This is a genomic window from Pseudoalteromonas atlantica (assembly GCA_007988745.1).
Taxonomy (GTDB): Bacteria; Pseudomonadota; Gammaproteobacteria; order Enterobacterales; family Alteromonadaceae; genus Pseudoalteromonas; species Pseudoalteromonas atlantica.
The window spans coordinates 1-26,333 of record BJUT01000014.1 but is presented as its reverse complement, the minus strand read 5'-3'; the positions used below and the strand labels follow the sequence as shown (position 1 = coordinate 26,333).

At 41.8% G+C, this 26,333-nt stretch carries 22 protein-coding genes and 1 pseudogene; 7 read left to right on the top strand and 16 right to left on the bottom strand.

Annotated elements, in window-relative coordinates; genetic code table 11:
- Window positions 1-65 precede the first annotated feature (65 nt).
- From PAT01_RS08300 to PAT01_RS08290, 3 genes and pseudogenes are all read left to right on the top strand, one after another.
- Complete coding sequence (locus PAT01_RS08300; RefSeq protein WP_004586826.1) at window positions 66-269, top strand: DUF3283 family protein; 204 nt, start codon at window positions 66-68, stop codon at window positions 267-269.
- Between the two features lie 3 nt (window positions 270-272).
- A complete protein-coding gene (locus PAT01_RS08295) occupies window positions 273-674 on the top strand; it encodes a GNAT family N-acetyltransferase (protein ID WP_004586827.1) in 402 nt (133 codons plus the stop codon).
- Between the two features lie 20 nt (window positions 675-694).
- Window positions 695-5,199 (top strand): annotated as a pseudogene (locus PAT01_RS08290) (EAL domain-containing protein).
- Window positions 5,200-5,207: 8 nt separating this feature from the next.
- Here PAT01_RS08290 and PAT01_RS08285 read toward each other — a convergent pair.
- Together PAT01_RS08285 and PAT01_RS08280 are read right to left on the bottom strand one after the other, a co-directional pair.
- Window positions 5,208-6,155 carry an ion transporter gene (locus PAT01_RS08285; RefSeq protein ID WP_004586829.1) on the bottom strand — a complete coding sequence of 316 codons (948 nt, stop codon included), beginning with the start codon at window positions 6,153-6,155 and terminating at the stop codon, window positions 5,208-5,210.
- Window positions 6,152-8,824, bottom strand: coding sequence for a bifunctional acetate--CoA ligase family protein/GNAT family N-acetyltransferase (locus PAT01_RS08280; RefSeq protein WP_138577998.1), 2,673 nt, complete (start codon window positions 8,822-8,824; stop codon window positions 6,152-6,154). Before PAT01_RS08280 ends, PAT01_RS08285 begins: the two co-directional genes overlap by 4 nt.
- Before the next feature lie 114 nt (window positions 8,825-8,938).
- On the opposite strand from PAT01_RS08280, the gene PAT01_RS08275 reads away from it, so the two are divergent.
- Entirely contained in the window at window positions 8,939-9,655 is a 717-nt protein-coding gene (locus PAT01_RS08275; protein WP_004586831.1) for an SIMPL domain-containing protein, read from the top strand.
- Here the strand turns inward: PAT01_RS08275 and PAT01_RS08270 are convergent.
- The 8 genes from PAT01_RS08270 to PAT01_RS08235 form a co-directional block, all read right to left on the bottom strand.
- Window positions 9,652-10,320 (bottom strand): hypothetical protein, encoded by a 669-nt coding sequence (locus tag PAT01_RS08270; RefSeq protein WP_138578000.1) that lies wholly within the window; start codon window positions 10,318-10,320, stop codon window positions 9,652-9,654. The two genes, PAT01_RS08275 and PAT01_RS08270, sit on opposite strands and share 4 nt — an antisense overlap.
- An 83-nt stretch (window positions 10,321-10,403) precedes the next feature.
- The gene (locus tag PAT01_RS08265) at window positions 10,404-12,236 is read right to left on the bottom strand and encodes a DUF885 domain-containing protein (protein WP_154945315.1); all 1,833 of its coding nucleotides are present in this window, start codon (window positions 12,234-12,236) and stop codon (window positions 10,404-10,406) included.
- Between the two features lie 86 nt (window positions 12,237-12,322).
- A complete protein-coding gene (gene hemW, locus PAT01_RS08260) occupies window positions 12,323-13,459 on the bottom strand; it encodes a radical SAM family heme chaperone HemW (protein ID WP_138578002.1) in 1,137 nt (378 codons plus the stop codon).
- Window positions 13,456-14,055, bottom strand: coding sequence for an XTP/dITP diphosphatase (locus PAT01_RS08255; protein WP_138578004.1), 600 nt, complete (start codon window positions 14,053-14,055; stop codon window positions 13,456-13,458). The genes hemW and PAT01_RS08255 overlap by 4 nt, the downstream gene beginning before the upstream one ends.
- A gap of 4 nt (window positions 14,056-14,059) precedes the next feature.
- Complete coding sequence (locus tag PAT01_RS08250; RefSeq protein WP_138578006.1) at window positions 14,060-14,503, bottom strand: DUF4426 domain-containing protein; 444 nt, start codon at window positions 14,501-14,503, stop codon at window positions 14,060-14,062.
- A gap of 57 nt (window positions 14,504-14,560) precedes the next feature.
- Entirely contained in the window at window positions 14,561-15,094 is a 534-nt protein-coding gene (locus PAT01_RS08245; protein ID WP_004586837.1) for a YggT family protein, read from the bottom strand.
- Window positions 15,095-15,120: 26 nt separating this feature from the next.
- Window positions 15,121-15,942 (bottom strand): pyrroline-5-carboxylate reductase, encoded by an 822-nt coding sequence (proC, locus tag PAT01_RS08240; RefSeq protein ID WP_154945314.1) that lies wholly within the window; start codon window positions 15,940-15,942, stop codon window positions 15,121-15,123.
- Between the two features lie 17 nt (window positions 15,943-15,959).
- Window positions 15,960-16,673, bottom strand: a complete 714-nt coding sequence (locus PAT01_RS08235; protein ID WP_004586839.1) for a YggS family pyridoxal phosphate-dependent enzyme — start codon at window positions 16,671-16,673, stop codon at window positions 15,960-15,962.
- A gap of 2 nt (window positions 16,674-16,675) precedes the next feature.
- Between PAT01_RS08235 and PAT01_RS08230 the strand changes: the two genes are divergently transcribed.
- A complete protein-coding gene (locus PAT01_RS08230) occupies window positions 16,676-17,716 on the top strand; it encodes a type IV pilus twitching motility protein PilT (RefSeq protein ID WP_154945313.1) in 1,041 nt (346 codons plus the stop codon).
- A 9-nt stretch (window positions 17,717-17,725) separates the two neighbouring features.
- Window positions 17,726-18,859 carry a PilT/PilU family type 4a pilus ATPase gene (locus tag PAT01_RS08225; RefSeq protein WP_054983574.1) on the top strand — a complete coding sequence of 378 codons (1,134 nt, stop codon included), beginning with the start codon at window positions 17,726-17,728 and terminating at the stop codon, window positions 18,857-18,859.
- Window positions 18,860-18,992: 133 nt separating this feature from the next.
- On the opposite strand, the gene ruvX is transcribed toward PAT01_RS08225, so the two are convergent.
- The 6 genes from ruvX to PAT01_RS08195 all read right to left on the bottom strand — a co-directional run bounded on the left by ruvX (window position 18,993) and on the right by PAT01_RS08195 (window position 23,418).
- Complete coding sequence (ruvX, locus tag PAT01_RS08220) at window positions 18,993-19,442, bottom strand: Holliday junction resolvase RuvX (RefSeq protein WP_004586842.1); 450 nt, start codon at window positions 19,440-19,442, stop codon at window positions 18,993-18,995.
- A gap of 9 nt (window positions 19,443-19,451) precedes the next feature.
- Window positions 19,452-20,009 carry a YqgE/AlgH family protein gene (locus tag PAT01_RS08215; RefSeq protein WP_004586843.1) on the bottom strand — a complete coding sequence of 186 codons (558 nt, stop codon included), beginning with the start codon at window positions 20,007-20,009 and terminating at the stop codon, window positions 19,452-19,454.
- Between the two features lie 124 nt (window positions 20,010-20,133).
- Window positions 20,134-21,084: a glutathione synthase gene (gshB, locus tag PAT01_RS08210; protein ID WP_154945312.1), complete on the bottom strand. Its 951-nt coding sequence runs from the start codon at window positions 21,082-21,084 to the stop codon at window positions 20,134-20,136.
- 75 nt (window positions 21,085-21,159) lie between these two features.
- Window positions 21,160-21,894, bottom strand: a complete 735-nt coding sequence (rsmE, locus tag PAT01_RS08205) for a 16S rRNA (uracil(1498)-N(3))-methyltransferase (protein ID WP_024031543.1) — start codon at window positions 21,892-21,894, stop codon at window positions 21,160-21,162.
- A gap of 72 nt (window positions 21,895-21,966) precedes the next feature.
- Window positions 21,967-22,443 (bottom strand): hypothetical protein, encoded by a 477-nt coding sequence (locus PAT01_RS08200; protein ID WP_024031544.1) that lies wholly within the window; start codon window positions 22,441-22,443, stop codon window positions 21,967-21,969.
- Between the two features lie 81 nt (window positions 22,444-22,524).
- On the bottom strand, window positions 22,525-23,418 hold the full coding sequence (locus PAT01_RS08195) for a DUF350 domain-containing protein (protein ID WP_004586847.1): 894 nt from the start codon (window positions 23,416-23,418) through the stop codon (window positions 22,525-22,527).
- Window positions 23,419-23,496: 78 nt separating this feature from the next.
- Between PAT01_RS08195 and glnE the strand changes: the two genes are divergently transcribed.
- A partial coding sequence (gene glnE, locus PAT01_RS08190) for a bifunctional [glutamate--ammonia ligase]-adenylyl-L-tyrosine phosphorylase/[glutamate--ammonia-ligase] adenylyltransferase (protein ID WP_154945311.1) occupies window positions 23,497-26,333 on the top strand: 2,837 nt, incomplete at its 3' end.

Sequence of the window (26,333 nt, the reverse complement as noted above, 5' to 3'; positions counted from 1 at the left end):
AACAGTAAATGGGTTCAAATATACGTATAATAAATGCGGATAACTAACCGTACTTAGGAGTGGTTGTGAGTTTTAATTTATGTGCTTTACCCCGAGAGCAAAAATACCAGATTCAATTAGATTACGAAGCCTCATTTTGGGCTTATCAAATTAAACGTAATAAAAAAACACGTGAGCAAGTTTATAATACGATTCATAGCCGCCCAGTGGCAGAGCAAACGTTTTTAAAGCAACAGTTTGAGCAGTATTTGGCGTTAATGCTAAGCTAATATATGTATACAGTACAAAAGTTAGACACACTTAAGATTCCATTAGTTAATAAGTTTTATGCACTGTATAGCGTAAGAGGACGTGCTAATAAGCAAGATCAGGTTTGGGTTGTTTACAGTGAAATGCAGATAGTTGCGGCGTGTCGGATACAAAATAAACACGATTTTTTATTTTTATCGACCGTATTTGTTGCCCCGCAGCACCGTGCAAAAGGGCTGGCAAAGCAACTAGTATGCGCTGCTATAAAACAGCAAAGCATGCCGCTTTACACCTTTGCTTATAAAAATATTACAGCTTTATATACGAGTCTTGGTTTTAACCAAGTATTAACATATACTCCTGGTTTAAAAGCACTTTTTGATATTTATACGCATCGAAATATAGTCGCACTCGAATACTTATAACAAAAACAACGGATCAAGCCATGAGTAAAGGCGTTCATTGGATCATTAGTTGCTGTATAGCTTTAATCGCTATATTTAGTTGCCAAGTTGGCGCACAGGTTAAACGTTTATCCCCCAGTGAAGGCCTGTCGCAAAGCTATGTGAACACTATGCTGCTTGATGATAACGGTTACCTATGGCTCTCTACCGAAGGGGGGTTAAACCGCTATGATGGTTATCAAGTTGTTTCAATTAATGGCCCTAATGGCGAGCTTGAAGAAGCCATAATTGATTGTATTTACCAAGACCCCGCAGGCAATATTTGGATAGCCTCATTACTTGCCGGCTTATTTAAATACGACCCAAGTACCGACACCTACCAGCAATTTATTTCTCAACCTACCAGCGAAAAACAAATTTTAAGCCAGTCGGTATTTAGTATGGCCGCGGTTGATGACAAAACCTTATGGATTGGGCGTGGTCGCGACTTTGCTAAATTAGATATTGAAACAGGTAAAATAACCAGCTTATTTGAGCTGCCTAAAGAATACGAAAACACCTTAGTAAGAGAGCTTTTTCATTACAATGGGTATATTTTTATAGGCACAAGCCATGGGGCGTTTGTATTTGATATCGCCTCTGAGCAAATTAGGCCGCTGCAGCATTTAAAAAGCAAAGCTGAGCATATTTATCAAAACAACGTTAAATCGTTTTCGGTTATTGAAAATAATCAGTTGTTAGTAGGCACCGTTAAAGGCTTGTATCAAGTTGATATTAGCGACTTGCCAGGCATGTTTGAACGCCCCGACATAGCATTTAAAAACCAAGCCGTTATTGCCGATTTAAATGTATGGCGCATCATCAACGAAGGCGAAAAGCTAGATCTGGCGACTAATAAAGGGCTCTTTAAATTTGATTTAAATAGCAAAGAGTTGGTAAAAAATACACGTATTACACAAAGTAAATACAGCCTATCTGATACCAGTATGATAGACATGGTAAAAGATAAATCGGGGGGATATTGGCTCGCTACTAAAACCGATGGTGCATTTTATCTGTCTAATAATACCTATCACTTTAGCAATATAGATGGTAGTAAACTGGGTGGCGATGGCCTTTCACATCCTTCGGTTTGGGGCATTACGGAGTATGGCAACAGCCTATGGCTGGCAACGCATAATGGCTTAACCGAAATTGATTTAGCCACTAACACCAGCCAAGTTTACTTAAAAAACCACAAAGTAGACTTACTGACTACCGAATTTAGCGTGTATGAAATTATTCCTTATAAGCAAAAGCTTTGGTTACATACAAACCGTGGGCTGTTTGAGTTTGACCCCATAACGCATCAAATTAACGAGCCAACAATAACAAACCCCAACAATAGAGCCTACATAGAAGGCTGGGTACACGGCGTAACCTTAATGCCTAACGGTGATTTGTACTATGTGCACTCAGATCACGGTATGTTTGTATATAATATTGATACTCAGCAGATCACCCGATTAGAAGGGGCCTTTAGCAAAATAGAGCCGTTTTTGGCGCATGGTTTTTCGCCAGCGCTGGCAACCAAGCCTGATATGCCCCTGTTTTTTAATGCGGGTATTTTATACCAGGTAAACCCAACCACATTAGCATTAAACACCATTTATAAAGTGCCAAAACAGCACGATAACGTGGCTATTAATGTGCTTTCTTACGTGGTCGATAACAACAATATTTTATGGATTTCACTATCTAATTTTGGCCTGATTGGGCTTGATGCAGCCAGTTACAAATTGGTACACACGATTGACTTAGAAAAAATAAGTTAGGTACCTTACTTTATGACATGGTGCTTGATGATAATGGCATGATTTGGATGAGCAGCCATAAAGGCATATGGCGACTAAACCCAGAAACACTTCATTTTCAGCAGTTTACTACATCTGAGGGGCTGCTTTCTGCTGAGTTTAACAGCAGTGCCATGGCGCATTTAAGCGATGGGCGCATTGCCTATGGCAGCTTAAAGGGCATTACATATTTTCATCCGATGGAAAATCAAAATTACCACTCATTAATTGATCATGTAAATATAACGCGAGTTGATTTAATGTCGCGCGACTTATCTATCGATTTAAAACAGCCATTAAATGAAATAGTCCTCAACCATGATGATATCGGTTTAGAGGTAGCGTTTTCGGCGATGGCCTTTAGCTATCAAGAGCGCATAATTTATGAGTACCAGCTCGATAACGGCCAAAAAACCTACACCCGTAATAATAATCGGGTGTTATTCCCTAAATTAAATCCAGGTAATTACCAGCTCAAAGTATGGGCTAAAGATCCGTTAACCGGCGAGTACACGCCGCCTGCAGTGCTAAAAATTCGTGTTAAGTATCCCCTGTGGCGAGCGCCATATTTTATGGTGCTTTATGGCGTTTTGTTTATCGCATTTATTGCTTTTTGGGTAATGCGCCGCAACAAAATTCAGCGCATATTACTGGCCGCTAATAAAGAAAGTAAAGAAAGTGAAGCGCGATTAAAACTAGCCTTAGAGGGTAGTGAGTCGGGCATGTGGGATTGGCAGTCAACATCGAGTAGTATTTACCAGCCGCGCTTATGTAATGAACTTGGGTATGATCAAGAAAGCGTGAGCCTAGATGATTACCTAGCTAAAATTCACCCGCAAGATAAAGCGCTTTTCAGATTAGAATGGTTAGAATTTTTATCAACCGATAAAGGCTACTTTAATTGCACTTATCGTTTACGCCACGCTAAAGGCTATTGGCGTTGGTATAAAGACTTTGGCAAAGTGGTGGAATGGAGCGGACAACTTCCTAAAAAAGTAGCGGGTACTTACACCAATATGACCCGCGAAATGGTGTTTGAAGAGCATGCCCGTTTATTTACCGCTGCGTTTGAGCAAACCCGTGATTGGGTATTTATTCTTGATAAAAACTTTACGGTTCGCGCCTCTAACAAATCGTTGCAAACGGCCTTTAACTTTCCTAGTGAGCCACGCTCTAGCCGCGCCCTTAATTTAGGTATATCGCGAAGTAATCGCTTTGACTACTTACGGATAATGCAAAAGCTGAATGTGGGTGAGCATTTTTCCTGTGAAGACTTAGTCACCCTAGCCAGTGGTGAGCAGCGCCATGTGTTAGTAAAAATAAGTGCAGTGGCCGACACCGAGCACCGTTTAAGCAGCTACGTTATTATTTTAACCGACATTCATGCGCAAAAATTGGCTGAAAATGAGCTTCATATTTTAGCCAACTATGACTCATTAACCGGTTTGCCTAACCGTATGCTGTTTAACGACAGGGTTGAGCATGCGATTGAGCAAGCGCAAAATCATCAATGTAAAGTGGCTATGCTGCACATAAACATTAAGCGGTTTAAATACTTTAACGACTCATTTGGACGTGAAGCGGCTGATGAGCTAATAAAGCAAGTGGCTAAGCGTATTAAGCGCTCCTTGCGTCCTTCTGCAAGTGTTGCGCGCTTTGGTGGCGATGAATTTGTGGTGCTGGTGGAAGATGTGCAGCAAATTGAAGAAGTATTACTTATTTGCTCTAAATTAATAGACTCTGTAAGCCAAAATATGGAATTTAATGGCCAGGTGGTAAACGTTAATTTAAGTATCGGAGTAGCAATAGCGCCTGATGACGCCGCAGATCATGCTGCGCTGTTAAAAGCTGCCAGTATAGCTTTGTACCATGCAAAAGAGTCTCTCGAAAGCAGTTATAAGTTTTACAAGCAAGAGATGAATCAACATGTACAAAAAGCCCTGCATTTAGAGTCTTTGCTAACTAAAGCGTATCAAGAGCAAGAGTTTTGTAATTACTACCAGCCTATAGTGAATGCGCACACTCAAAAAACCGAAGGTTTTGAAGTGCTGTTACGCTGGCCAGAAAACACTTTAGTGCCCACGCAAGAGTTTTCTTTAGCGGCTGAGAGCATAGGGTTAATAACAAAAATTATGCTGCAAACCTTTGCCCGTGCGTTGCAAGCCCTTAAACAATGGCGTGAGATTTCACCTCAGCTGTACTTGTCGATAAACCTCTCTGCACTTGATTTTGAATACGAAGAGCTTGTAACCGACATACATAAAGCGCTGAGCCACGCTAATGTGCCCTCAGAAGCCATAGTGTTTGAAATTACCGAGTCTATTTTAATGCGCGACTCTAAACATGCGCTGCACAGTATGGAAATGCTGAAAAAGCTTGGCTGTAAACTCTACATGGATGACTTTGGAACAGGCTATGCCTCATTAACGTATTTAAAGCGTTTTCCTATCGATGTACTAAAAATAGATAGAAGCTTTGTGCAAGATATTGGTGTGGACTCGGATGATGAAGCCATTATTCAATCAACGCTTACCTTAGCTCATAGCTTAGGTAAAGAGTGTGTGGCAGAGGGCATTGAAAACAAACAACAGCTGCAGTTTTTAAAGCAGTTAGGGTGTAAGCATTTTCAGGGCTATTTATTTAGTAAGCCAGTACCTAAAGAAGCTGTTCCCGAACTGATCAAACAAGATTGGGGCAACATATTTAACCAGTAAAAATAAGCTTATTGGCGTTTACCACAGTGGCGGCAAAATAAATGGCTGTTGCGTTGATTAAGCTGCGTTTTAATTGCTTTATTGGCCTCAAGCTTACTTAAACCTAACTTGTAGCGCAGCTCCTCTAAGTGCAAACGCTGTGAGTCATCTAAACTGCCTTGGTGAATTTGCTCATGTACGGCATCTTCAAAAAATTGCCGGCGTTTACGTATTTGCTCCGAAAAACTAGAGGCAAGCAAGCCTGTAGGAATTGCCACCATTCCCATGCTCACCAAAGTGACTACGCCACCAAATAGTTTACCAAGTGGCGTTAGCGGTACAACATCACCATACCCAACCGTAGTGAGGGTCGCCATAGCCCACCACATAGCCGCAGGAATAGAGCCAAATTTATCTGGCTGAATATCGTGCTCCAATAAATAAATACCGCAGGAGGCAAGTATTAGCAGTACCGACATAATAAAAAACGCGGCCAGTAACGAGCTCGCTTCGTCTTTAAATGCTTGTAATAACAACTGCATTGCACGTGAATAACGAGTAAGTTTAAATACTCTTAACAGCCTTAATACACGTAAAAAACGCAAATCCAGAGGAAACACAAACATTAACAAGCTGGGTAAAATGGCTATTAAATCGATAAGAGCCAAAGGTGATAAAAAGTAATGCAGCCGGCGTTTTGCGTTTGAACCTTTTATAGCTGCGTATTTGCTTTTATCGACACAGGCCCAAAGCCTTGCAAGGTATTCAAGGCTAAAAATAGCCACCGAAATAACCTCTAATAGTAAAAACTGCGGGTAATATACTTTGTTTATACTCGGTACTGATTCCAACACAATGGCAATAACGTTAAGCATAATTAAAGCAATCAGCGCGGTGTCGAGTATATGCCCCGCTTTTCGGTAATCGCCAGTCCCTTCAAATACCTGCGCTAAAGTTTGCCTTGCTGTGCTGCTCATGTGTTTAGCTTTAACAGCATATTAATACTGCCTTCTTCAAAATCACGGCTAATAGTAAAACCTAACTTACGGGCAAGCTCAATCATGCCGGTGTTCTCAGGCAGTGTTATGCCTTCAATTACTTCTACGCCTTGGCGCTTACAATGATTTATTGCAGCGCTCATAAGCAGCCTGCCAAGACCTAAGCCTTGGTAGTCAGAGCGAACCACGGTTGCAAACTCAGCATGTAAATTATCAGGGTCCATAATAACGCGTGCTACACCTAGGGTGCGGCTTTTACCTTCAAAGCGCTGGCATACAATAAAGGCCATTTCTCGGTCGTAATCTATTTGTGTCATTTTTGCGAGCTGGTCGTGGTTAAACTGGGGCAGCTCACCAAAAAAGCGTTTGTAACGATCTTCTTTATTGAGTGATTGATCAAACTCTTGGTGGGCTTTTTCATCCTCTGGACGAATAGGCCTTAATGTAGCTCGTGTATTATTTTTAAGGGTTACTTCTTCTACAAGATCAATAGGGTAAGGGCGAATACATAAACGTTTACGATCGCTGCGTGCCTGATAGCGATTAACACTAATTGTGGCATCAAGCACCAAAAATTGCCCATTACTGGCTAAAATAGGATTAAGTTCCATGGCACTTATATCGGGCTGATCGACAACAAGTTGAGATATACGTGTGAGCAGGGCGCACAAGCGATATTTGTCGACTTTTTCTGGCAAAATGCGATCTTTTAATACGCCTTTATCGTTTGCGGCTGCAATGAGGTATTTAGCTAAGTTCATATTAAGCGGCGGCAAAGCAACGGCTGCTTGGGCATACTCTAACCCATTACCCGCTTCACCAAGTAATATAACAGGGCCAAAATTAGGCTCAGTTTTAATGGCGATTCGCAGTTCATTAGCGCCGGCGCGCGGCGCCATTTTTTGCAATGAAAACCCTTCAATAACAGCATCTGGATAGGTGTTTTTAATTCGTATCAGCATGGCAAAGGCGGTTTGTTCAACCTCGTTTGCATCGTTTAAGTTAAGAACCACGCCCCCTACTTCTGATTTTGAGGCAATACTTGGGCTAATCAACTTTAACGCTACCGGAAAACCTAGTTCAATTGCTTGCTCACGCGCCTCTGTGGGCGTGTAGGCTACTTCTGTTTGAATACACTCAACACCATAATGACTAAGAATTTGGCTTGCTTGATGAGTGGGTAAGTAGCTTTGCTCTTCTTCTAAAAATTCGTTAATGAGCGTAGTGGCCGCTGATTTATTTATTTTTGCATCATCGGTATTTGATTCGGGTGTTTGCGTTAAATGTTTTTGGTTACGACGATAGCTAACTAAATGCATAAATGCGCCAACCGCACCCTCAGGCGTACGATAGGTTGGAATAGTGTGGTTAGAGCAAACACGCCTCGCGGCATAAGCCGCATCTTCCCCCATAAAGTTGGTCATTACATAAGGGCGTGCCATCTTTGGTATTTTTTGTAAGGTTTGCACTATCATATCGGCGTAGTCTTCACTTGGTGCAAGTGCCGAAGGGGTATGAATAATAAGTAAGTTTTTAACTTCTTCGGCGCGAAGTAAAATTTCTAATGCTTGCTTGTAACGCGCCGGAGCAGAGTCACCAAAAATATCGACAGGGTTAGATGTAGTATCCGACTGCGGAATAACTTTATTGAGTGCGGATCGTGTTTGCTCACTAAGCTGGGTAAGTTTGCCCGAATTTAAAATAAGCTCATCGACCGCCATAACCCCCGGGCCGCCGCCGTTGGTTAAAATGGTTAACTGCTCAACTTTTAGTAATTTAGGGTGGATGGCAAGTGTTTGCGTGGCTGCAAAAAGTTCGCGCAGATCACTAACACGTAGCATTCCGGCGCGTTGAAAAAGCGCATCGTACACTGCATCTGAACTTTGCTTGCCACCGGTATGAATTTCAGCAGCCAGTGCGCCTGCTCCGGTTTTTCCCGTTTTAATGGCAATAACCGGTTTACTAAAGGCCGCTGCCCGTGCTGCTGATATAAACCCGCGAATATCCTCAATATTATCTATGTAGAGCAAAATCGCTTTGGTTTTAGCATCGCGGCCTAAAAAATCGAGCAGCTCGTCAAAATCGATATCTAGGCAATCACCGACCGAAACAAAATACGAAAAGCCAATTTCTTTATTTTTAGCCCAATCTAAAATAGTGGAACACACCGCTGCGGATTGCGATATAAATGCCAGTTTCCCTGGTGCTGCAACTGTGTGAGAAAAGCTGGCATTAAGGCCAATATGCGGAATAAGCAGCCCTAAACAATTAGGCCCAAGCAAAGTAACGTGATGTGCATTTGCAGCGCGCTTTAAGGCTGTTTTTTGGCTCAATGAGAGCCCATCAGCAATCACAATTGCACTTTTACAGCCAAGTTCACCTAGCTGCTCGATAATGCTCAGTAAGGTATTTTTATTTGTACAAATAACGGCTAAGTCGGGCACTTTGGGCAGCGCGGCAATATCAGGGTAGGCAAGCACACCGTGTACCGCACTATGGGTAGGGGTTACGGGCATGATTGGCCCTTTAAACCCACCTTGTAATAAATTGCGCATAACCACAAACCCCGCGCGTGTGGGGGTATTCGAGGCGCCAATAACGGCTACCGAGGCCGGATTAAAAAATTGGCTGATGCGCTTTAAGCTCATGGCATATCCTTGGCTGATTATATTTTGCGTTATTTATAGTCTCAATGTACCCTGTTTGCTGTGTTATTTCGAGCGCATAGATACTTATTATTGATATCAATCAAGGAGTTTTTTGTGAATAAAACACCCGGTTTTTACACAGTTATAGCCGCAATTTGCCTAAGTATAGGCTTAATTTTATTAGGCTTTATTATTAAAAGTGCCGCAGTAGATGTAAAAAGCATGGAACGTAGTGTGCAGGTTAAAGGGTTAGCAGAGCGTGAAGTTAGCGCTGATACGGTAATTTGGCCGCTGCAATACAGTGATGCAGACAACGACTTAGAAAAACTGGTTAGTCGGGTTGAGCAAAAAAACGATGCTGTTATTGCATTTTTAAAGCTACATGGCTTTGATGATGACGAAATAAGCACGGGTAGCCAGTCGATTATTGATAAGCAAGCCCGTGAATACGCTAACGATAATCAAAAGTTTCGTTACTTGGTACGCGCTAATATTATTGTGTATTCGAACGCGCCCGACAAAGTACAAAATGCGCTGAGTAAAGTGAGTCAATTAGCTAAACAGGGCATTGCCATTGTGCAAAATAGTTACGAAACCAAAGTTGAGTATTTATTTACCGGCCTTAACGATATAAAACCAGCCATGGTGCAAGAGGCTACAGAAAAAGCCCGTGAAGTTGCCAACAAATTTGCTAAAGATTCGAACTCAACGCTGGGTAAAATAAAATCCGCTCGCCAAGGGCAATTTAGCATTAGCAATCGCGATTCAAACACGCCACATATCAAAAAGGTGAGGGTGGTCACCAGTGTTGAATATTACTTAAGTGACTAAATTGCTCTAACTAAGTGGGCAATTTGCGCGGTTGAGCGCTGTAGGTAAGCAGCGCTAAGTAAAATACTGGTTTCGTTTATATCAGCGCCTTTTAATATGTTTGCCAGTTGCTGTTTAGCGGTTGGATTTTGTTTTTGCTCTATTTCCATAAGCGCTAATAATGCTGAAAATTCATGCTTTATTGGTGTGCTAGGTTTATCAGCATAGGCGATATAACAGGCAACAGGGGTAAGGCCGCGAGCATTTGTTTGTGCAAGGGCTTTTACTAAATTATCGTTAGATTCAAATAGCATTAATGAGCGCACATAGTTAAACGCCAGCTTTTGAGCATTGGCGTGTTTAAATACATTGTGCAGTACATTATTTCCTTGGCTGTCTTGTGCTAAAAAGCCGTTATTTTCTTTTAATGCAGGTGTAAAAAACGTTAATGCATCAATTGTTGTTAATTGGTTTATAAAAGGTGCTGGTGGGGTGTTGGTTGTTAAAATACGTGTTGCCACATTTTGCATAAAGTCGTATTTAATACTCATCCGCAAAGCACTTTCGTAAAGGTGGTTTAGCTGTAATGTTTGCTGAGCCGGGCTTAACTGTTTAAAGTCGTTATCGAGCTCGTCTAGCTGATGCTTAGCAATGCGCGCATTAAGTAATTGTATGCTTAAATCCATTCTTAACCCTACCTCTGAGCGTTTTTATTACTATAAAACAAAAAAGGCCGCATCAGCGACCTTTTTCTATTTATAACCAAGTATTAAGCTTTTTTACTTGCTACCCACTCGTTTACAAAGTTCTCTAGTACGTTAAGTGGTACAGGGCCATTTTTAAGTATAACGTCGTGGAACTGACGAATATCAAACTTATCGCCTAGTTGCTTTTTAGCCTCTTCACGCAGCTCTAAAATTTTAAGCATACCCACTTTATAAGCTGTCGCTTGCGATGGCATTACAATGTGACGCTCAACCATTTTAACACCGTCAGATGTGGCATTAGGCGTGTTATTTGCGTAGTAATCAATACCCTCTTGGCGAGTCCACTTCATTGCGTGAATACCGGTATCAACCACTAGGCGACATGCGCGCCATAATTCCATTGAAAGGCGACCAAAGTCTGAGTATGGGTCTGAGTAAAGGCCCATTTCTTTAGGAATGTACTCTGAGTATAAGCCCCAACCTTCAATATAAGCGGTGTAGCCACCAAACTTACGAAACTTAGGTACACCTTCAAGCTCTTGTGAAATAGCAATTTGCATGTGGTGACCCGGAATACCCTCATGGTACGCTAATGCTTCCATTTGGTACGTTGGCATTGCTTCCATGTCGTAAAGGTTTGCGTAGTAAATACCAGGGCGTGAGCCATCTGGTGCAGGTTGTTGGTAAAATGCTTTACCTGCTGCTTTTTCGCGGAATGCTTCAACGGCTTTAACTTTAAGATCAGCCTTTGGCTTAACAATAAATAACTCATCTAGACGAGTTTTCATGGTGTTGATTAGGCCAGTGGCTTCATCTAAATAACGCTGTTTACCTTGCTCGTCATTGGCATAATAAAATTGTTTATCCGTTTTCATAAACTGCATAAACGCTTTTAAATCACCTTTAAAACCTACTTTGTCTTTAATTTCACGCATTTCATCATGAATACGTTTTACTTCAGCAAGGCCAATGGCATGAATTTCTTTAGCGGTTAAGTCAGTTGTTGTGGTGCGCTTAAGTGCGTTATTGTAAAACGCTTCGCCGTCAGGCAGTTTCCATGCGCCATCGCGGTTATCTGCACGTTTTTCTAGCTGTGCTAAGTAATTAATTAACTTAGAGTAAGAAGGCTTAACGGCTGATTTTAATGCATCAGTTGCATCGCTAATTAAGGCATCTTTTTCATTTTGGCTAATTTCAAGAGCGCTTACTTTACGTTTAAAGTCGGCTAATAGTGTTGAGTCTTCACCTTTATCAAACGGCGCACCATGAATGATGTTTTTGCTCGAATCTATAACATGTGGGAACACAAATTTAGGCGCAATAATGCCTTTATCAGCACGGGTTTCTAAATCAGTAATTAGCTGATCAAATACAGTAGGTACACCGTTTAAACGCGCAATATAATCTTTAGCTTCTTTAACATTACTAATTGAATGTTGGTTAATTAAAAACGCAGGCACCATAGAGTGCGTACCAAACATTTGGTTAACCGGGTAGTTATGGTAACGCCATTTAAAATCAGCAATCGAGCTTTCTAGGTCTTGTTTTTTTAAGTCGTAACTTACTTTAGTGGCATCATCAAGCAGGTCGCGGTTGATAGCATTTAAAGTAACTAAGTCTTCTTTTGCTTGCGCAAGGTCTTTTAGTTTTTGCTCTTCGCTGCCGTCATCCCATTTATCGTAATCTTTTTTAATACCCATGTAAGTTTGATAAACCGGGCTGCTCATTACATCGCGGTTAAAGGTATCTTCAAAAAACGCATTCGCTTTGTCGATTTCGCTTTGCACAGGTTGCGCTTGCACTGCAGGCGCCGGGGTTGTTTGTTGTGGTGCCTGCTGGCAGCCGGCTAAAATAGCAACGCTCACGGCTGCTGCAATAAAGGTAAGTTTACGCATTGTTTTCCCTTTGTTGTTAGAAACCCATTAGGGGGTATTATATTTATTTGCTTGTATTTTATGTTTATCGCGCGTGGTTAAAACCACTACACGAACAATTCTAGCAGGTCATTTAAAAAACGATGCCCTTTGAGGCTAACTTGCCAGTGGCCGTTTTCTTGTATTAACAAACCTGCATTTATTGCTTTAGTTAACGCTGCTTGTTGGTTTTGCAATGGCTGATTAGTCAGCGCACTGTAATCATCAATAGGGCAAGGCTCGACTAAGCGAAAGCGATTCATAAAAAATTCAAAGGCTAAATCGTCTTGCTCTACTTGCCAGCTTTTATACAAGTACGGCTTAAGCATATCCATGTAACCGCGCGGATGCTTAATTTTTTCAGTACGGGTAATAATGCCGGTTTTTGCATCAGTCACCTTACCATGAGCGCCACAGCCAATACCGAGATAATCGCCAAAACGCCAATAATTCAAGTTATGTTGGCATTGAAAGCCTGGCTTTGCATAGCCCGATATTTCGTATTGTATGTAACCGGCTTGAGCAAGTAGTGCTTGGCCTTGCTCTTGAATATCCCATAGGGTTTCATCTTGTGGCAAAGTTGGCGGCTTGGATGCAAATTGTGTATTAGGTTCAATAGTAAGCTGATACCAGGATATATGTGGCGGGTTTAAAGCAATTATTTTTTTTAAATCGCTCAGCGCATCGTCAAGGCTTTGCCCAGGCAAGCCATGCATTAAATCAAGGTTAAAGCTATTTAACCCGGCTTGCTTAGCTTGCTCTGCAGCGTAGTGCGCTTCATCGGCGCCATGAATACGGCCCAGTGCTTTTAACTTGTCGTTTTGCATGCTTTGCACGCCAATAGAAATACGGTTAATACCCGCTTTAACGTACTCTTTAAAGCGTCCGGTTTCTACGGTACCAGGATTTGCCTCAAGGGTTATTTCGCAGTTGTCGCTTAGGCCAATTAGGTTATCGACTTCGCTTAATAAGCGGGTGTATGCATCGCCAGTTAATAAGCTTGGAGTACCGCCGCCAATAAAAATACTGTGAATTTTACGCCCTTGCACCAAGTGCAAATCTGCTTTTAAGTCGTCAATTAAATGCTGAACATATTCAGCTTCAGGAATGTCGCCTTTTTGCCCATGGCTATTAAAATCGCAATAGGGGCATTTTTGCACGCACCAAGGTACATGCACATATAAGCTCAGTGGTGGAAGGTTCACAGGCCGCCTTTGCTTTGTAGCTCTAGTAATAACTTTTTAAGTGCTTGGCCGCGATGACTCACCGCATTTTTTTGCTCTTTGGTGAGCTCGGCGCTGGTACAGTTTTGCTCTGCCACAAAAAATACCGGATCGTAACCAAAGCCGCCTTCGCCATTTTGGGTTTGTGTAATTTCGCCTTCCCAGCTTGCGCTACAAATTAGCGGGGTAGGGTCATCGGCGTGGCGCATTAATACCAGCACACACCAAAAGCGGGCTTTACGATTTGGGTTATTGGCTAATTCGTTAAGTAGTTTATCTATGTTGTCTTGATCGCTGGCGCTTTCACCGGCAAAACGAGCTGAGTACACGCCCGGCGCACCATTTAAGCCATCTACCTCTAAGCCTGAGTCATCTGCAATGGCTGGCATGCCGGTAATTTTAGCAGCATGGCGGGCTTTAATTATCGCGTTCTCTACAAAGGTGGTGCCGGTTTCGGCCACTTCGCCTACGTTAAAATCGCTTTGCGGAAGCACATTTATATTAAGCGGGCTAAGCATATTGGCCAGCTCTTTAACTTTGCCAGGGTTGCCTGTGGCAAGCACTAATGTTTTGGTCATGTTTTTAATCTACGTAAAATTTTTGCTGAAACGTGAGTTTTTGAGACTGACTACCTTGCTGGATGTTTATCTCAAAACGTAAAATCTCTTCGTTGGTGTAGTCTACTTGCGCAAGGTAATAAATTGATTCACCCTCTTTTACTTCTTTAAAAGTAAGGGCTTGCTTATTGCCGAGTAGGTTTTTTGCGGTGCCGCTGAGCTGAGCGGTTTGCGCGGTTTTATCGCTATTGTTTTTCAGTACTGAAATATTAACAATGCCTTTATAACCACTACGCTCAAGGCCATATGTTTTAGCTATTTGCGGCTGAATAAAGGTAGATGGAAAAGCAATGTAATGCACTTGCCAAGGGCCCAGCTCTTTGTACTGTGCGCCTTGCATGTCTTCACTGTGGGCATTAAAAGCAAAGGCTAAAAAACTAATAAAGAAAAACTTAATTAAACGGTTCATTATGATGTCCTATATAAAAAAGAGGCCAAAGGGCCTCTTTTGCTTATAACAAAAAATTTAGGCTAAAAAGTCCATTAGCAGCATTTGTAAAAACTGAATACCAATAATTAGTACAAGCACCGATAAATCTAAGCCACCCATTGGTGGAATAATTTTACGAAGTGGCTTGAGCATTGGCTCAGTAAGCTGATGGAAAACCGCTTCTATTGGGTTATAACCTTGACTTACCCAGCTTAAAATAGCGCGAATAATCAATACCCAAAATACAAGGTTTAAGCCTTCTTTAAGTACGGTAATAAGTGCTTGTATAAACACAGGTTGCGCAGCCCATGCGCCGTATATCACCAGCATTAAAGTACTAATTTTGGCAACGGCTACAATAAATGCCAGCAATAGAGAGGCTAAATCAAGCCCCCCTAGGCCAGGTATAATTTTACGTAACGGGTTAACTGCAAACGACGTTGCTTTAACCACAAATTGGCTCATTGGGTTGTAAAAGTCGGCTTTTGCCCACTGTAGCCAAAAACGCAGTAGTACCACCATTAAAAACAAATCAAACAGGGTACTGATCAAAAATTGCATGGCATTCATAGTGTAACCTTCAATAAAAAGTAATTTTAAAGTTCTTTTTCCATTTGCATTGCACGCGCAATACACGCATCCATTGCATCGCTAACTGTTTGCACTAGGCCTTCGCCTTTTAAATGCTCAACCGCAGCATGGGTGGTGCCGCCTTTAGAAGTTACATTAGCGCGTAATTGCGAAATGCTTATCTCTGGTTGGCTCAATGCCATTTCGGCTGCACCCAGCGCAGTTTGCTGTACTAAGCGGCGCGCATCTTCATCGTTAAAGCCAAGTGCTTTCGCTTTTTCTTCAATGGCTTCCATAAATAAGAAAAAGTAAGCGGGCGATGAGCCTGTCACAGCAATGACATCGTTAATTTGCGACTCTTGCTCTACCCACACAACAATACCTGTGCACTCAAACACTTGTTGTACAAAGTCGTGCTCTTCGGGTGTTTCATCTGCGCCAAATAAACCCGATACACCACGCCCTAGTAGCGATGGCGTGTTTGGCATACAACGTACTATTTTAACGTTTTGGCCAAGCATTTCGCGTAAACGCTTAACGGTTAAGCCAGCCGCTACCGAAATAAACAGTTTATCACTAAAGTCGATCCCCGATTCTTGGAACGATTTACATAAATCGCCCATCATTTGTGGTTTAACAGACAATACAATGACATCAGCATCGCGTAAGGCTTCGTTATTGTCGCTGGTGGTTTTCACCTTGAAATCGTCTGCTACCTTGGCAAGCTTTTCTTGGTTGCGGTTTGTAGCAATGATGTTGTTTGCATTAAAACCGTTTTTTACCATGCCACCAATAATGGCGTAGCTCATGTTACCTGTGCCTATAAATGCGATTGTTTTATCTGACATATGTCTGTTATCACCTTTTAAGTTCGAGTTCCAAAAATATCTGTGCCGATCCTCACCATGGTTGAACCTGCGCTAACGGCGGCTTCAACATCATTGCTCATCCCCATCGACAACGTATCTATATGAGGATATTGGGCCTTTAGTTTATCAAAGCAAGTTTGTAATTGCTCAAAAGATTGACTTTGCTCACTCGGATCGTCGCTTTTAGCCGGAATAGCCATTAAACCACGCAAAGTGAGTTGCTCACATTGGTCAATAAACTCAGCTAGTTCGGGTATTTGCTCTACGCTACAGCCCGACTTTGCCTCCTCGGCGCTTATATTTACTTGAATAAGCACATTTAAAGGGGCTAGGTTTTCTGGACGTTGACTGTTTAAACGCTTAGCTATTTTTATTCTATCTACGCTTTGTACCCAATCAAAATGTGCAGCAACAAGGGCGCTTTTATTTGATTGAATAGGGCCAATGAAATGCCAAATGATGTCGCTAAATGTGTGTAGTTGAGCTATTTTATCTACAGCCTCTTGAACATAAGACTCACCAAATTGGCGCTGGCCATGCTCGTAGGCAGCAATAATATCGTCGCTTGGTTTTGTTTTTGATACTGCTAGCAGCGTAATAGCATCGCTACTACGTTTAGCATTTTTAGCCGCGCTGGCAATTCTAGCGTAGGCGGATGTGAGTCGTTCTGCTATTGTAACCATATATTTATCAGTTAGTTGTGGAGTCATAAATGGATATTACCGAATTATTAGCGTTTAGTGTGCAACACAAAGCATCTGATTTACACTTATCGTCAGGTGTTTCACCTATGATACGCGTAGATGGTGATGTTCGCCGCATTAATATACCTGCACTTGCAGACAAAGATGTAAACAGTCTTGTTTACGACATTATGAACGATAATCAGCGCAAGGACTACGAACAAAATCTAGAAGTGGATTTTTCGTTTGAAGTGCCTAACCTTGCACGATTTCGTGTTAACGCATTTAACTCAAACCGCGGCCCTGCAGCGGTGTTTCGTACCATCCCTAGCGATGTACTGACGCTTGAGGATTTAGGTGCGCCAGATATTTTTAAAACAATATCAGATAACCCGCGTGGTTTAGTATTGGTTACCGGCCCAACAGGTTCGGGTGAATCAACAACGCTTGCGGCTATGGTCGATTATATAAATCAAACAAAACATCACCATATCCTCACCATTGAAGATCCTATCGAATTTGTACACGATAATAAACTCAGTCTTATTAACCAACGTGAAGTACACCGAGATACGCACAGCTTCTCTAATGCACTGCGCAGCGCGCTGCGTGAAGACCCGGATGTAATACTCGTTGGTGAGCTACGTGACTTAGAAACCATTCGCCTTGCGATGACCGCCGCAGAAACCGGCCACTTAGTGTTTGGTACGCTACATACCACCTCGGCACCAAAAACGATTGACCGTATTATTGATGTATTCCCAGGTGAAGAAAAAGATATGGTGCGCTCAATGCTTTCTGAGTCACTGCGCGCCGTTATTTCGCAAACACTACTTAAAAAAATTGGCGGTGGACGCGTGGCCGCGCACGAAATTATGATTGGTGTACCGGCGATTCGTAACTTAATTCGTGAAGATAAAATTGCACAAATGTATTCGTCTATTCAAACGGGTGCATCACACGGCATGCAAACCATGGATCAATGTTTAAATAATTTAGTTAATCACGGTATTGTGACAACCGCAGCCGCAAAAGAAAAAGCCCAAGATAAAACCCAGTTTGGTGGCTAAGGACATATTATGAATTTATCTTTAAATCACTTTTTACACATAATGATTGATAAAAAAGGCTCGGATTTATTTGTCTCTAGTCAATTACCAGTCAGTGCAAAAATTAATGGTGAGCTTATCGCTCTTAGCGACGATAAGTTAAGTGACGAGCAATCGCTTGCGCTTGTAGAATCAGCGATGAGCGATAAACAAAAAAACGAATTTCATACCACTAAAGAGTGTAACTTTGCGATAGCCACAGACGAAGGGCGTTTTCGTATATCGGCTTTTTGGCAGCGCGATAGAGCGGGTATGGTTATTCGCCGCATTGTAACGCAAATACCTGATATAAGTGATTTAGGGCTGCCCTCTACACTTACTGATGTGATTATGTCAAAGCGCGGGTTAGTGCTGTTTGTTGGTGGTACTGGCACGGGTAAATCAACTTCATTGGCTGCCTTAATCGGTTACAGAAACCGCAACCAGCGCGGCCATATACTCACCATTGAAGATCCGATTGAGTTTGTACACGAGCACCGTAAAAGTATTATTACTCAGCGCGAAGTAGGGCTTGATACCGACAGCTTTGAGTCGGCACTTAAAAGCTCTTTACGCCAAGCTCCCGATGTTATTTTAATTGGTGAAATACGCTCGCAAGAAACCATGGAATACGCACTGAGCTTTGCCGAAACGGGTCACTTATGTGTGGCTACATTGCATGCTAATAATGCCAACCAAGCCATTGACCGGATTATGCACTTAGTGCCTAAAGAAAAACACGACAAGCTTAAGTACGACTTAGCGCTAAATTTACGCGCCATTGTTGCCCAGCAACTTATTCCCACTTCTGATGGGGAAGGGCGTGTAGCCGCGATCGAAATATTATTAAACTCACCCATGGTGGCAGAGCTAATTAAAAATGGGGATATTGGTGGCATAAAAGAGGCCATGTCTAAATCTAAAGAAATGGGTATGCAAACCTTTGATCAAGCTTTATTTGAGCTATACAAACAGCAACGTATTAATTATGCCGATGCACTGCATCATGCTGATTCGCCAAACGATTTACGCTTAATGATTAAGCTGCGCAATAACGAGCAACAAGGTGCAGGATTTTTACAAGGTGTAACCATAGATGGACTAGATGATAAAAACAGCAATTAACACTGTATTTTATCCATAAAAAAAGCGCCGCTGGGCGCTTTTTTTATGGATAAAATTACTTATAACGTTTTATACCACTGCGGTGTTTTTCGACCTTTAAAATAGATTACGTAATTAAAGGAGTCGGCATTACTTATTCACCATAACTGGCTTCAAAAAAACTCTCTAAAATAATCACTGCCGACATATTATCGACATTTCCTTTCCCTAAATTTTTATAGCCACCGTGCTCAAATAAACGCGCTTTAGCATCGGCGGTTGTGAGTCGCTCATCTTGTGTTTGCACCGGTATGCCGTAATGATTGTGCAAGCGGTTAGCAAACTTTTTAGCCTTAAAGGTTACCTCTTGCGAAGTACCATCCATATTAAGGGGTAACCCGACGACCATTAAGTCGGGTTGCCACTCTTTAACTTGAACCGCAATATGATCCCAATTAGGAATACCATCTTGGGCTTTTACCGCTTTTAGGCTAGACGCACTGCCTGTTAGTTCTTGTCCTATGGCAATACCAATGCTTTTGGTGCCAAAGTCAAAGCCCATTACGGTGCGCTGGCCTTGCGGCTTAAGGTTTTTTTTCGTCATTATCGTTCTTTAAGCGTGTCCAGCTTCGCTGCAAAGTTGGCTAACATCAAAGCCCAGCATCGAAACTGCTTTTTCCCAGCGTTTTTCTACCGGTGTATCAAAAATGATCTTCGGATCGGCTTTAATGATCAACCAACTGTTATCTAAAAGCTCTTTCTCAAGTTGTCCTTGCTCCCAGCCCGAATAACCAAGCGTAATAATAAATTGCTCAGGTGCGTGGGCGGTGGTCAGGTTGGCAAGTACGTCTTTTGATGTGGTGATCATTATATCACTGCTAAGCTTTTGGCTTGCAGAGTAGCCTGGCTGAGGTGAATGAAGTACAAAACCTCGGTCGGTTTTAACCGGACCACCTGCAAACACAGAGACTTGCGCGGCTTGTTGGGTTTTGTCGTTGTCTATTTCTATTTTATCTAAAAGCTCACCAACGGTCACATCAATAGGCTGGTTGATCACCAATCCCATAGCCCCATCTTCATTGTGCTCACAAATATAGGTAACGGCACGTTTAAAAAAAGGGTCTTGCATCGACGGCATAGCGATTAAAAAATGATTTTCTAATGATTGCATAGATTTCACCCTTTTAGTTTATGAATACTTATTGAACTTTGAGTATGGCATAGATATATACGTAGCGTATAAAAAGTCCATTAATTGTATGAAATACTTAAATTAATGGACTTTTAAATGGTGTTTATTTAGCGAGCTTACGCTCAATTGCGTCAAACAAAATACCGGTAATAGATATATCGTAAGCGGCTTCAATTTCACGTACGCAGGTTGGTGCTGTTACGTTAATTTCGGTGAGCTTGTCGCCAATAATATCTAACCCTACAAACACTAACCCTTTTTCTTTAAGCGTAGGGGCAACTGCTTGAGCTATTTTAAGGTCTGACTCGCTAAGGGGGCGGGCTTCACCACGGCCACCTGCAGCTAAGTTACCGCGGGTTTCACCATTTTGTGGAATACGCGCTAAACAATACGGAATAACTTCACCATCAACAACCAATACGCGTTTATCACCTTGTTTGATCTCTGGAATGTAATTTTGCACCATGGCAAAGCGATTACCATGCTCAGTTAAGGTTTCGCAAATAACGCCAATGTTTGCATCATCTTCTTTAATACGAAAAATAGATGCGCCGCCCATGCCATCGAGTGGTTTTAAAATAATGTCTTTATGCTCAGCTAAAAACGCGCGTATTTGAGCTTGGCTGCGTGTTACTAGCGTATCTGGCGTATGCTCGCTAAACCACGCTGTAAATAGCTTTTCGTTAGCATCGCGCAGGCTTTGTGGTTTATTAATAATTAACGTACCTTCTTGCTCTGCACGCTCTAAGATATAAGTTGCGTAGATGTACTCCGTATCGAACGGCGGATCTTTTCGCATTAAAATAACGTCTAGGTCGGCAAGCGCGATTGTGGCTTTTTCTTCAAGTTCGTACCACTTTTCGGTGTTGTTAAATACCTGCGCTTTTGCTGCGGTTGCATACGATTTACCTTGGCGAAGCGATAAGTCATCCATCTCCATGTAGTAAATTTCGTAGCCACGTTTTTGCGCTTGCATCATCATTGCAAAACCGGTGTCTTTTTTGATGTTAAATCCACTAATAGGATCAGAAATAATACCTAACTTTATCGCCATGCGCTGTGCCTTAATCTAATTATAATGACTACTAGAGTGCTAATAGTTTTAATATGAGGGTGCCATTGAGCTATTTCAATTAGCTAAATCGCCAAATTGTAATTGTAATGCACTTAAGACCGTTAAAGCGGCCGTTTCTGTTCGTAAAACGCGCGGCCCTAAGCGAATATCAACAAAGTGCTGATCTTTAGTTTGCAGCATTTCTTCATCAGTAAAGCCGCCTTCAGGGCCTACTAAAAAGCGTACACCGGCGCTTGGAACGGTTATTGTTTTAATGCTGTGCTCGGCACGAGGGTGCAAAGTGAGCTTAATGGCGTCTGTTTGTTGTTCAAGCCATTGCTTTAAATCAACCGGTGTGTGAACAACTGGCACAAAGTTACGCCCCGATTGTTCGGCGGCTGAAATTGCAATTTTTTGCCATTGTTGGTGTTTTTTTTCTAACCGGTCGCCACTGAGTTTAACGCCACAGCGCTGACTAAAAATAGGGGTGATTTCGCTAATGCCAAGCTCAACAGATTTTTGGATGGTAAAGTCCATTTTGTCGCCACGCGATACGCATTGCCCTAAATGAATTTTAAGCGGCGATTCGACATCATGCTCATCAAAACGTTGTGGCATAACAACAACTGATTTTTTAGTTACCTCAATAATTTCACTGAAGTATTCACCGCCTTCGCCATTAAAAATAGACACATGTTCGCCTACTTTCATGCGCAATACGCGGCCAATATGGCCCGCTGCATCGTCGTTTAAAGAAACCGGGGTGTTTAAGGCAATACTCGATGCCTGATAAATATGAGGTACTCGCATGGGGGTCACTTATTTTATAGCGTAAAGGTGTATAGCGCTATGGTAAGTAAGCGGGGCGCTGTACGCAATTATTTATTTTTGTTTAAGTGCCTTGGCAAGTGCGATTAAATCTTTAGGTGTTTCGGCAATATCGGTATCGCACGATAAGTGATTTTTAAAGCCTTCGTCAGTAATACGATTAAATGTATAGCCGTTGTCGTCAAAGCTAACTACGTAGCGTTTTTCATGCAGAGAGTTATATATAAAACGTTGTTTGTCGTCGGCAAGTAGATAGTCGGTGTTATTAAATAACACGCCCTGAATATCGTGGTGCTCGTGTAGGTAAGTGGCCAGTTCAGATACGCTAATTTCGTTTTCTAGGTCGCAATAGCAATAGTCTTTAATGAGTTCGTCAAACATCATTTTTACCAGCTTACGGGTGTTACTGCCTGCAACTATTAAGGTGCTGGGTGTATTGGGTGCCGCATGCTTAAAATAATACTCGGCAAATGTACGACTAAATTCGTTATCTATATCAATTAACAAATAGTTAGTTACTTCAAATGACATAGGGCCCCGTTGCTTTATGCAAATGTGTTATGCCAGTTAACTAAATACGGGGCGCTTGGCGACTTATTTAATAGCGTGGCGTTAAAGTGAAAACATGCTAATAAGTAAATAGCCTATAGCACAAAAAACAGCAAACTCAATGCATGCTATGCCTATATTGTCCTGATGGTCGACCTCTAAAGCGGCATCAATATTGGGTAATGAAATTGCTTTTATTACAAAACTTAAACAATATAATAACACCCACATTACACCGCAATGCATTACCAGTGTAAATATATTTTCGACCATTTTTCCATTTTGAAAGGCCGCACTAGATAATCCAGCATACACGGCTAGGGCTAAACCTATTGATTTTCCTGCGTATCTAATGCCAATAGAGGTGTTTTCAAGGTTAAAGTTACTTTGCAGTGAGGCACCTTGGTTTGCTTTAGCGAAGCGGTATTCACGGATTTTGCTATCTAGCGCAAACATCCCTTGTAGCGTAAAAAAGCTAACAAAAGCAATAAGTAAGTTACTAAACCCTTGTGCGTGAGTCCAGGTATACAAGCCAAGTGCAATAATACAGTTGGCTAATAACATACCAGAATCAACCAATGCAGCGCATACATTTTGCTTTAATATAGCAGCTTCTTCATTAAATCTGTGTAATATCCATTTTCTATGAATTAAATGCCCGACTTTTATAAATGTAAATAATAGAACAATTAAAATAACCACTTTTAATGGATTATGTTGTGCCGTACTCATACTTATTTCATCAAATAAAAATGCCATAGTGGCAATAACCACGGTAATTTCTGAGGCGAAACTAATCCCCATTGCAAAATTATCATGCTGCGCTAGTTCATCTTTAAGTGCCTGTTTTGCTTTTATTTGAGCGACAATTCTAAGACTAAAAATAGTAATGCATATAACCGCAAAACTAATGGCAATCGCAACTAAACTAGTGTTAGATAATGATAAATATGACATGCTGATCCTAATTAGAGATAACCTTTCTTGGTTTTAGTTATTCTAGTATGGTTAGCGCATATATAAAAGAGAGGATTGATGAGTAACAAAATGCAACTTCCTATTCAATTACAAAAACTTGGCTCAACACGCTTTGCACAGCTGTATCCGCAGCAACCTATACAAGAAGAAGTTGTAAAATTATGTGCTTTGAGCGACTTTGCTTTTCGTAGTTTAGAGTCGCAACCTCAATTAAAAGACTGGTTAATAAACCCCGATGAGCAATTTAGCCGAGACGTGCCCGCGCCATTCGACGGCCTTGACTTGCAGCAGGTAGATGAAAACCAGTGCAATAAGATTTTAAGACAGTACCGAGAAAAATACTGGTTAAAAGTAGCGTACCTCGATTTGTGTTGCGATAACCCAATCAGTGACAGCATAAAATACATAAGCCTATTAGCTGATATGCTAATTAATAGCGCAAATAGATGGGCTCATGCGCAAACGGCAAAAACAGCAGGGGAGCCATTAGATGAGCAAGGTAACTCTTTGCCTTTAATGGTTTTAGGCATGGGTAAATTGGGCGGCCACGAGCTTAATTATTCATCAGATATAGATTTGATTTTTGCTTATCCGCGCAATGTACCGACCCAAGGTGGGCGCAAACGTATTGAAGCCCAAGTGTTTTACACCAAAGTAGCGCAAAAACTGATTAATGCACTTAATCAAGTAACCGGTGATGGCCAAGTATTTAGGGTTGATATGCGCTTGCGCCCATTTGGTGAAAGTGGGCCTTTAGTGATGAGCTTTCACGCCATAGAAGATTACTACCAAGAGCAAGGGCGGGATTGGGAACGTTACGCCATGCTAAAAGGGCGGCTAATTGGCACACCCAATCAATATTGGGATGAGTTTATACAGCTTTTAAAGCCCTTTGTTTATCGTCGATATATTGATTTTTCGGTGATTGAATCGCTCAGAAAAATGAAGCTTATGATAGCTCAAGAGGTTCGCCGAAAACGCCTGACCAACAATATAAAACTAGGTGCTGGTGGCATTCGCGAGGTTGAATTTATTGTACAAGCTTTGCAAATGGTGCGTGGTGGGCGAGAAGCTAACTTACAAACCCAATCGTTACTGTACGCCTTAGAGCAGTTAACGTTAAACCAAGCGATGGATGAGCAAGAAGCGAATGAGCTAAAGCGCAACTACTTACACTTACGTAAAGTAGAGCAATACTTGCAAATGTTTGACGATCAACAAACACAAACTCTGCCCGATGATGAGCTTAATCAAGAGCGCTTAAATTACTTACTCGAGTCTGAAAGCTTTAACCATACCATGAGCGATATTGAGCAGGTGATGGCTAAAATTCACGATGAATTTTTATTGGTGATAGGGGAGGAAACCGTTCCCCTTGATACCTGCGAAGGTGCGTTTATAAGTGCTTGGGATCATGGTGATGTTAGCTTTTTAAACGATATAAAAGATCAGTGGCAAGTACCACTTCATGATTTTAAACAACGTTTGAGTAAGGTAAATATAGGGAATCGTGGACGAGATATTCTCGACAAACTAATGCCTTTATTGCTCAAACAGCTCAGTGACTTTAATGCCAGTGGTGAAACATTTACCTTGGTATGCCAAATTTTAAATAAAATTGTATCGCGTACCGCTTACCTTGAATTACTGTACGAAAACCAAGGTGCACTAAAGCAGCTTGTTTTATTATGTTGTCATAGTAAATGGATAGGGGAGCATATTTCCCGTTATCCTATTTTGCTTGATGAGCTAATAGACCCTGCTGCGCTTTACAAACCTACGCCGTTGAGCGCTTATAAAGATGAAATACGACAATATTTTTTACGTATAGAACACGACGACCTAGAGCTACAAATGGAAGCGCTTAGGCAGTTTAAGCAAACACATCAATTACGTATTGCGGCTGCCGATGCAACTGGTGTGATTGATGTTATGAAAGTAAGCGATCACTTAACGGCTCTTGCCGAGGCTGTGGTAGACCAAGCCGTTAATATAGCGTGGTATAACACGGTTAAGCGCTTTGGCATGCCACCAAATACAGATGATGAACACAAAGGCTTTGCCGTTATTGCGTACGGTAAAACGGGCGGCTTTGAAGTAGGCTACGACTCCGACCTAGATCTTGTGTTTGTGCATAATCACGATGGTAATAGCAGCACCAATGGCGATAAATCGATTACCTCACGACAGTTTTATTTAAAACTTGCACAGCGCTTAATGCATTTATTTAATACCCGTACTGCCTCAGGCATATTGTATGAGCTTGATACACGCCTGCGCCCCGAAGGCGCCTCTGGTTTATTGGCTATTAACTTAGAGAGCTTTAATCATTATCAGCAAACCCAAGCATGGACTTGGGAGCACCAAGCGCTTGTGCGCGCCCGCGTTATATTAGGCCAAGATGAGCTAAGAGCGCGCTTTGCACAAATTCGTAAAGAGATATTATGTGCCCCACGGGATGTAGATACACTCAAACAGGATGTGCTTAAAATGCGCGAAAAAATGCGCACGCACTTAGCTAAGGGAAACTCTGAGCAATTTGATTTAAAACAAGATGTAGGCGCCATGACCGACATTGAATTTATAACTCAATACCTAGTGCTCAAAAACGCAAATCAGTTTAGCCAGCTAACGGTGTTTTCCGATAATGTAAGAATACTCACAGACGCTGCCGCGATTGGTTGTATCACTAAAACCCAAAAGCAGCAGTTAATCCAGGCGTATATTGATTATCGCTCACGTTACCACGTTTTAAGCCTAAATCAGCAAGGTCGCTTGGTGTCGCGTAAGGAGTATCAAACCGATATAGAAAGTGTAACGGCATGCTGGAATGCAATATTTGAACTAGGGCGTGTTGATCTTTGCGGATTGAAATTTGTTCAATCTAGGGACGA

Coding starts and splice junctions, on each gene's coding strand:
- proC (WP_154945314.1), bottom strand. CDS start 15,942: ATGTCAGATAAAACAATCGCATTTATAGGCACAGGTAACATGAGCTAC.
- PAT01_RS08230 (WP_154945313.1), top strand. CDS start 16,676: ATGGATATTACCGAATTATTAGCGTTTAGTGTGCAACACAAAGCATCT.
- PAT01_RS08295 (WP_004586827.1), top strand. CDS start 273: ATGTATACAGTACAAAAGTTAGACACACTTAAGATTCCATTAGTTAAT.
- PAT01_RS08235 (WP_004586839.1), bottom strand. CDS start 16,673: ATGACTCCACAACTAACTGATAAATATATGGTTACAATAGCAGAACGA.
- PAT01_RS08195 (WP_004586847.1), bottom strand. CDS start 23,418: ATGTCATATTTATCATTATCTAACACTAGTTTAGTTGCGATTGCCATT.
- PAT01_RS08225 (WP_054983574.1), top strand. CDS start 17,726: ATGAATTTATCTTTAAATCACTTTTTACACATAATGATTGATAAAAAA.
- PAT01_RS08250 (WP_138578006.1), bottom strand. CDS start 14,503: ATGAACCGTTTAATTAAGTTTTTCTTTATTAGTTTTTTAGCCTTTGCT.
- PAT01_RS08215 (WP_004586843.1), bottom strand. CDS start 20,009: ATGCAATCATTAGAAAATCATTTTTTAATCGCTATGCCGTCGATGCAA.
- rsmE (WP_024031543.1), bottom strand. CDS start 21,894: ATGCGAGTACCTCATATTTATCAGGCATCGAGTATTGCCTTAAACACC.
- PAT01_RS08255 (WP_138578004.1), bottom strand. CDS start 14,055: ATGACCAAAACATTAGTGCTTGCCACAGGCAACCCTGGCAAAGTTAAA.
- PAT01_RS08200 (WP_024031544.1), bottom strand. CDS start 22,443: ATGTCATTTGAAGTAACTAACTATTTGTTAATTGATATAGATAACGAA.
- ruvX (WP_004586842.1), bottom strand. CDS start 19,442: ATGACGAAAAAAAACCTTAAGCCGCAAGGCCAGCGCACCGTAATGGGC.
- PAT01_RS08265 (WP_154945315.1), bottom strand. CDS start 12,236: ATGCGTAAACTTACCTTTATTGCAGCAGCCGTGAGCGTTGCTATTTTA.
- PAT01_RS08270 (WP_138578000.1), bottom strand. CDS start 10,320: ATGGATTTAAGCATACAATTACTTAATGCGCGCATTGCTAAGCATCAG.
- gshB (WP_154945312.1), bottom strand. CDS start 21,084: ATGGCGATAAAGTTAGGTATTATTTCTGATCCTATTAGTGGATTTAAC.
- PAT01_RS08285 (WP_004586829.1), bottom strand. CDS start 6,155: ATGAGCAGCACAGCAAGGCAAACTTTAGCGCAGGTATTTGAAGGGACT.
- PAT01_RS08280 (WP_138577998.1), bottom strand. CDS start 8,824: ATGAGCTTAAAGCGCATCAGCCAATTTTTTAATCCGGCCTCGGTAGCC.
- PAT01_RS08245 (WP_004586837.1), bottom strand. CDS start 15,094: ATGAATGCCATGCAATTTTTGATCAGTACCCTGTTTGATTTGTTTTTA.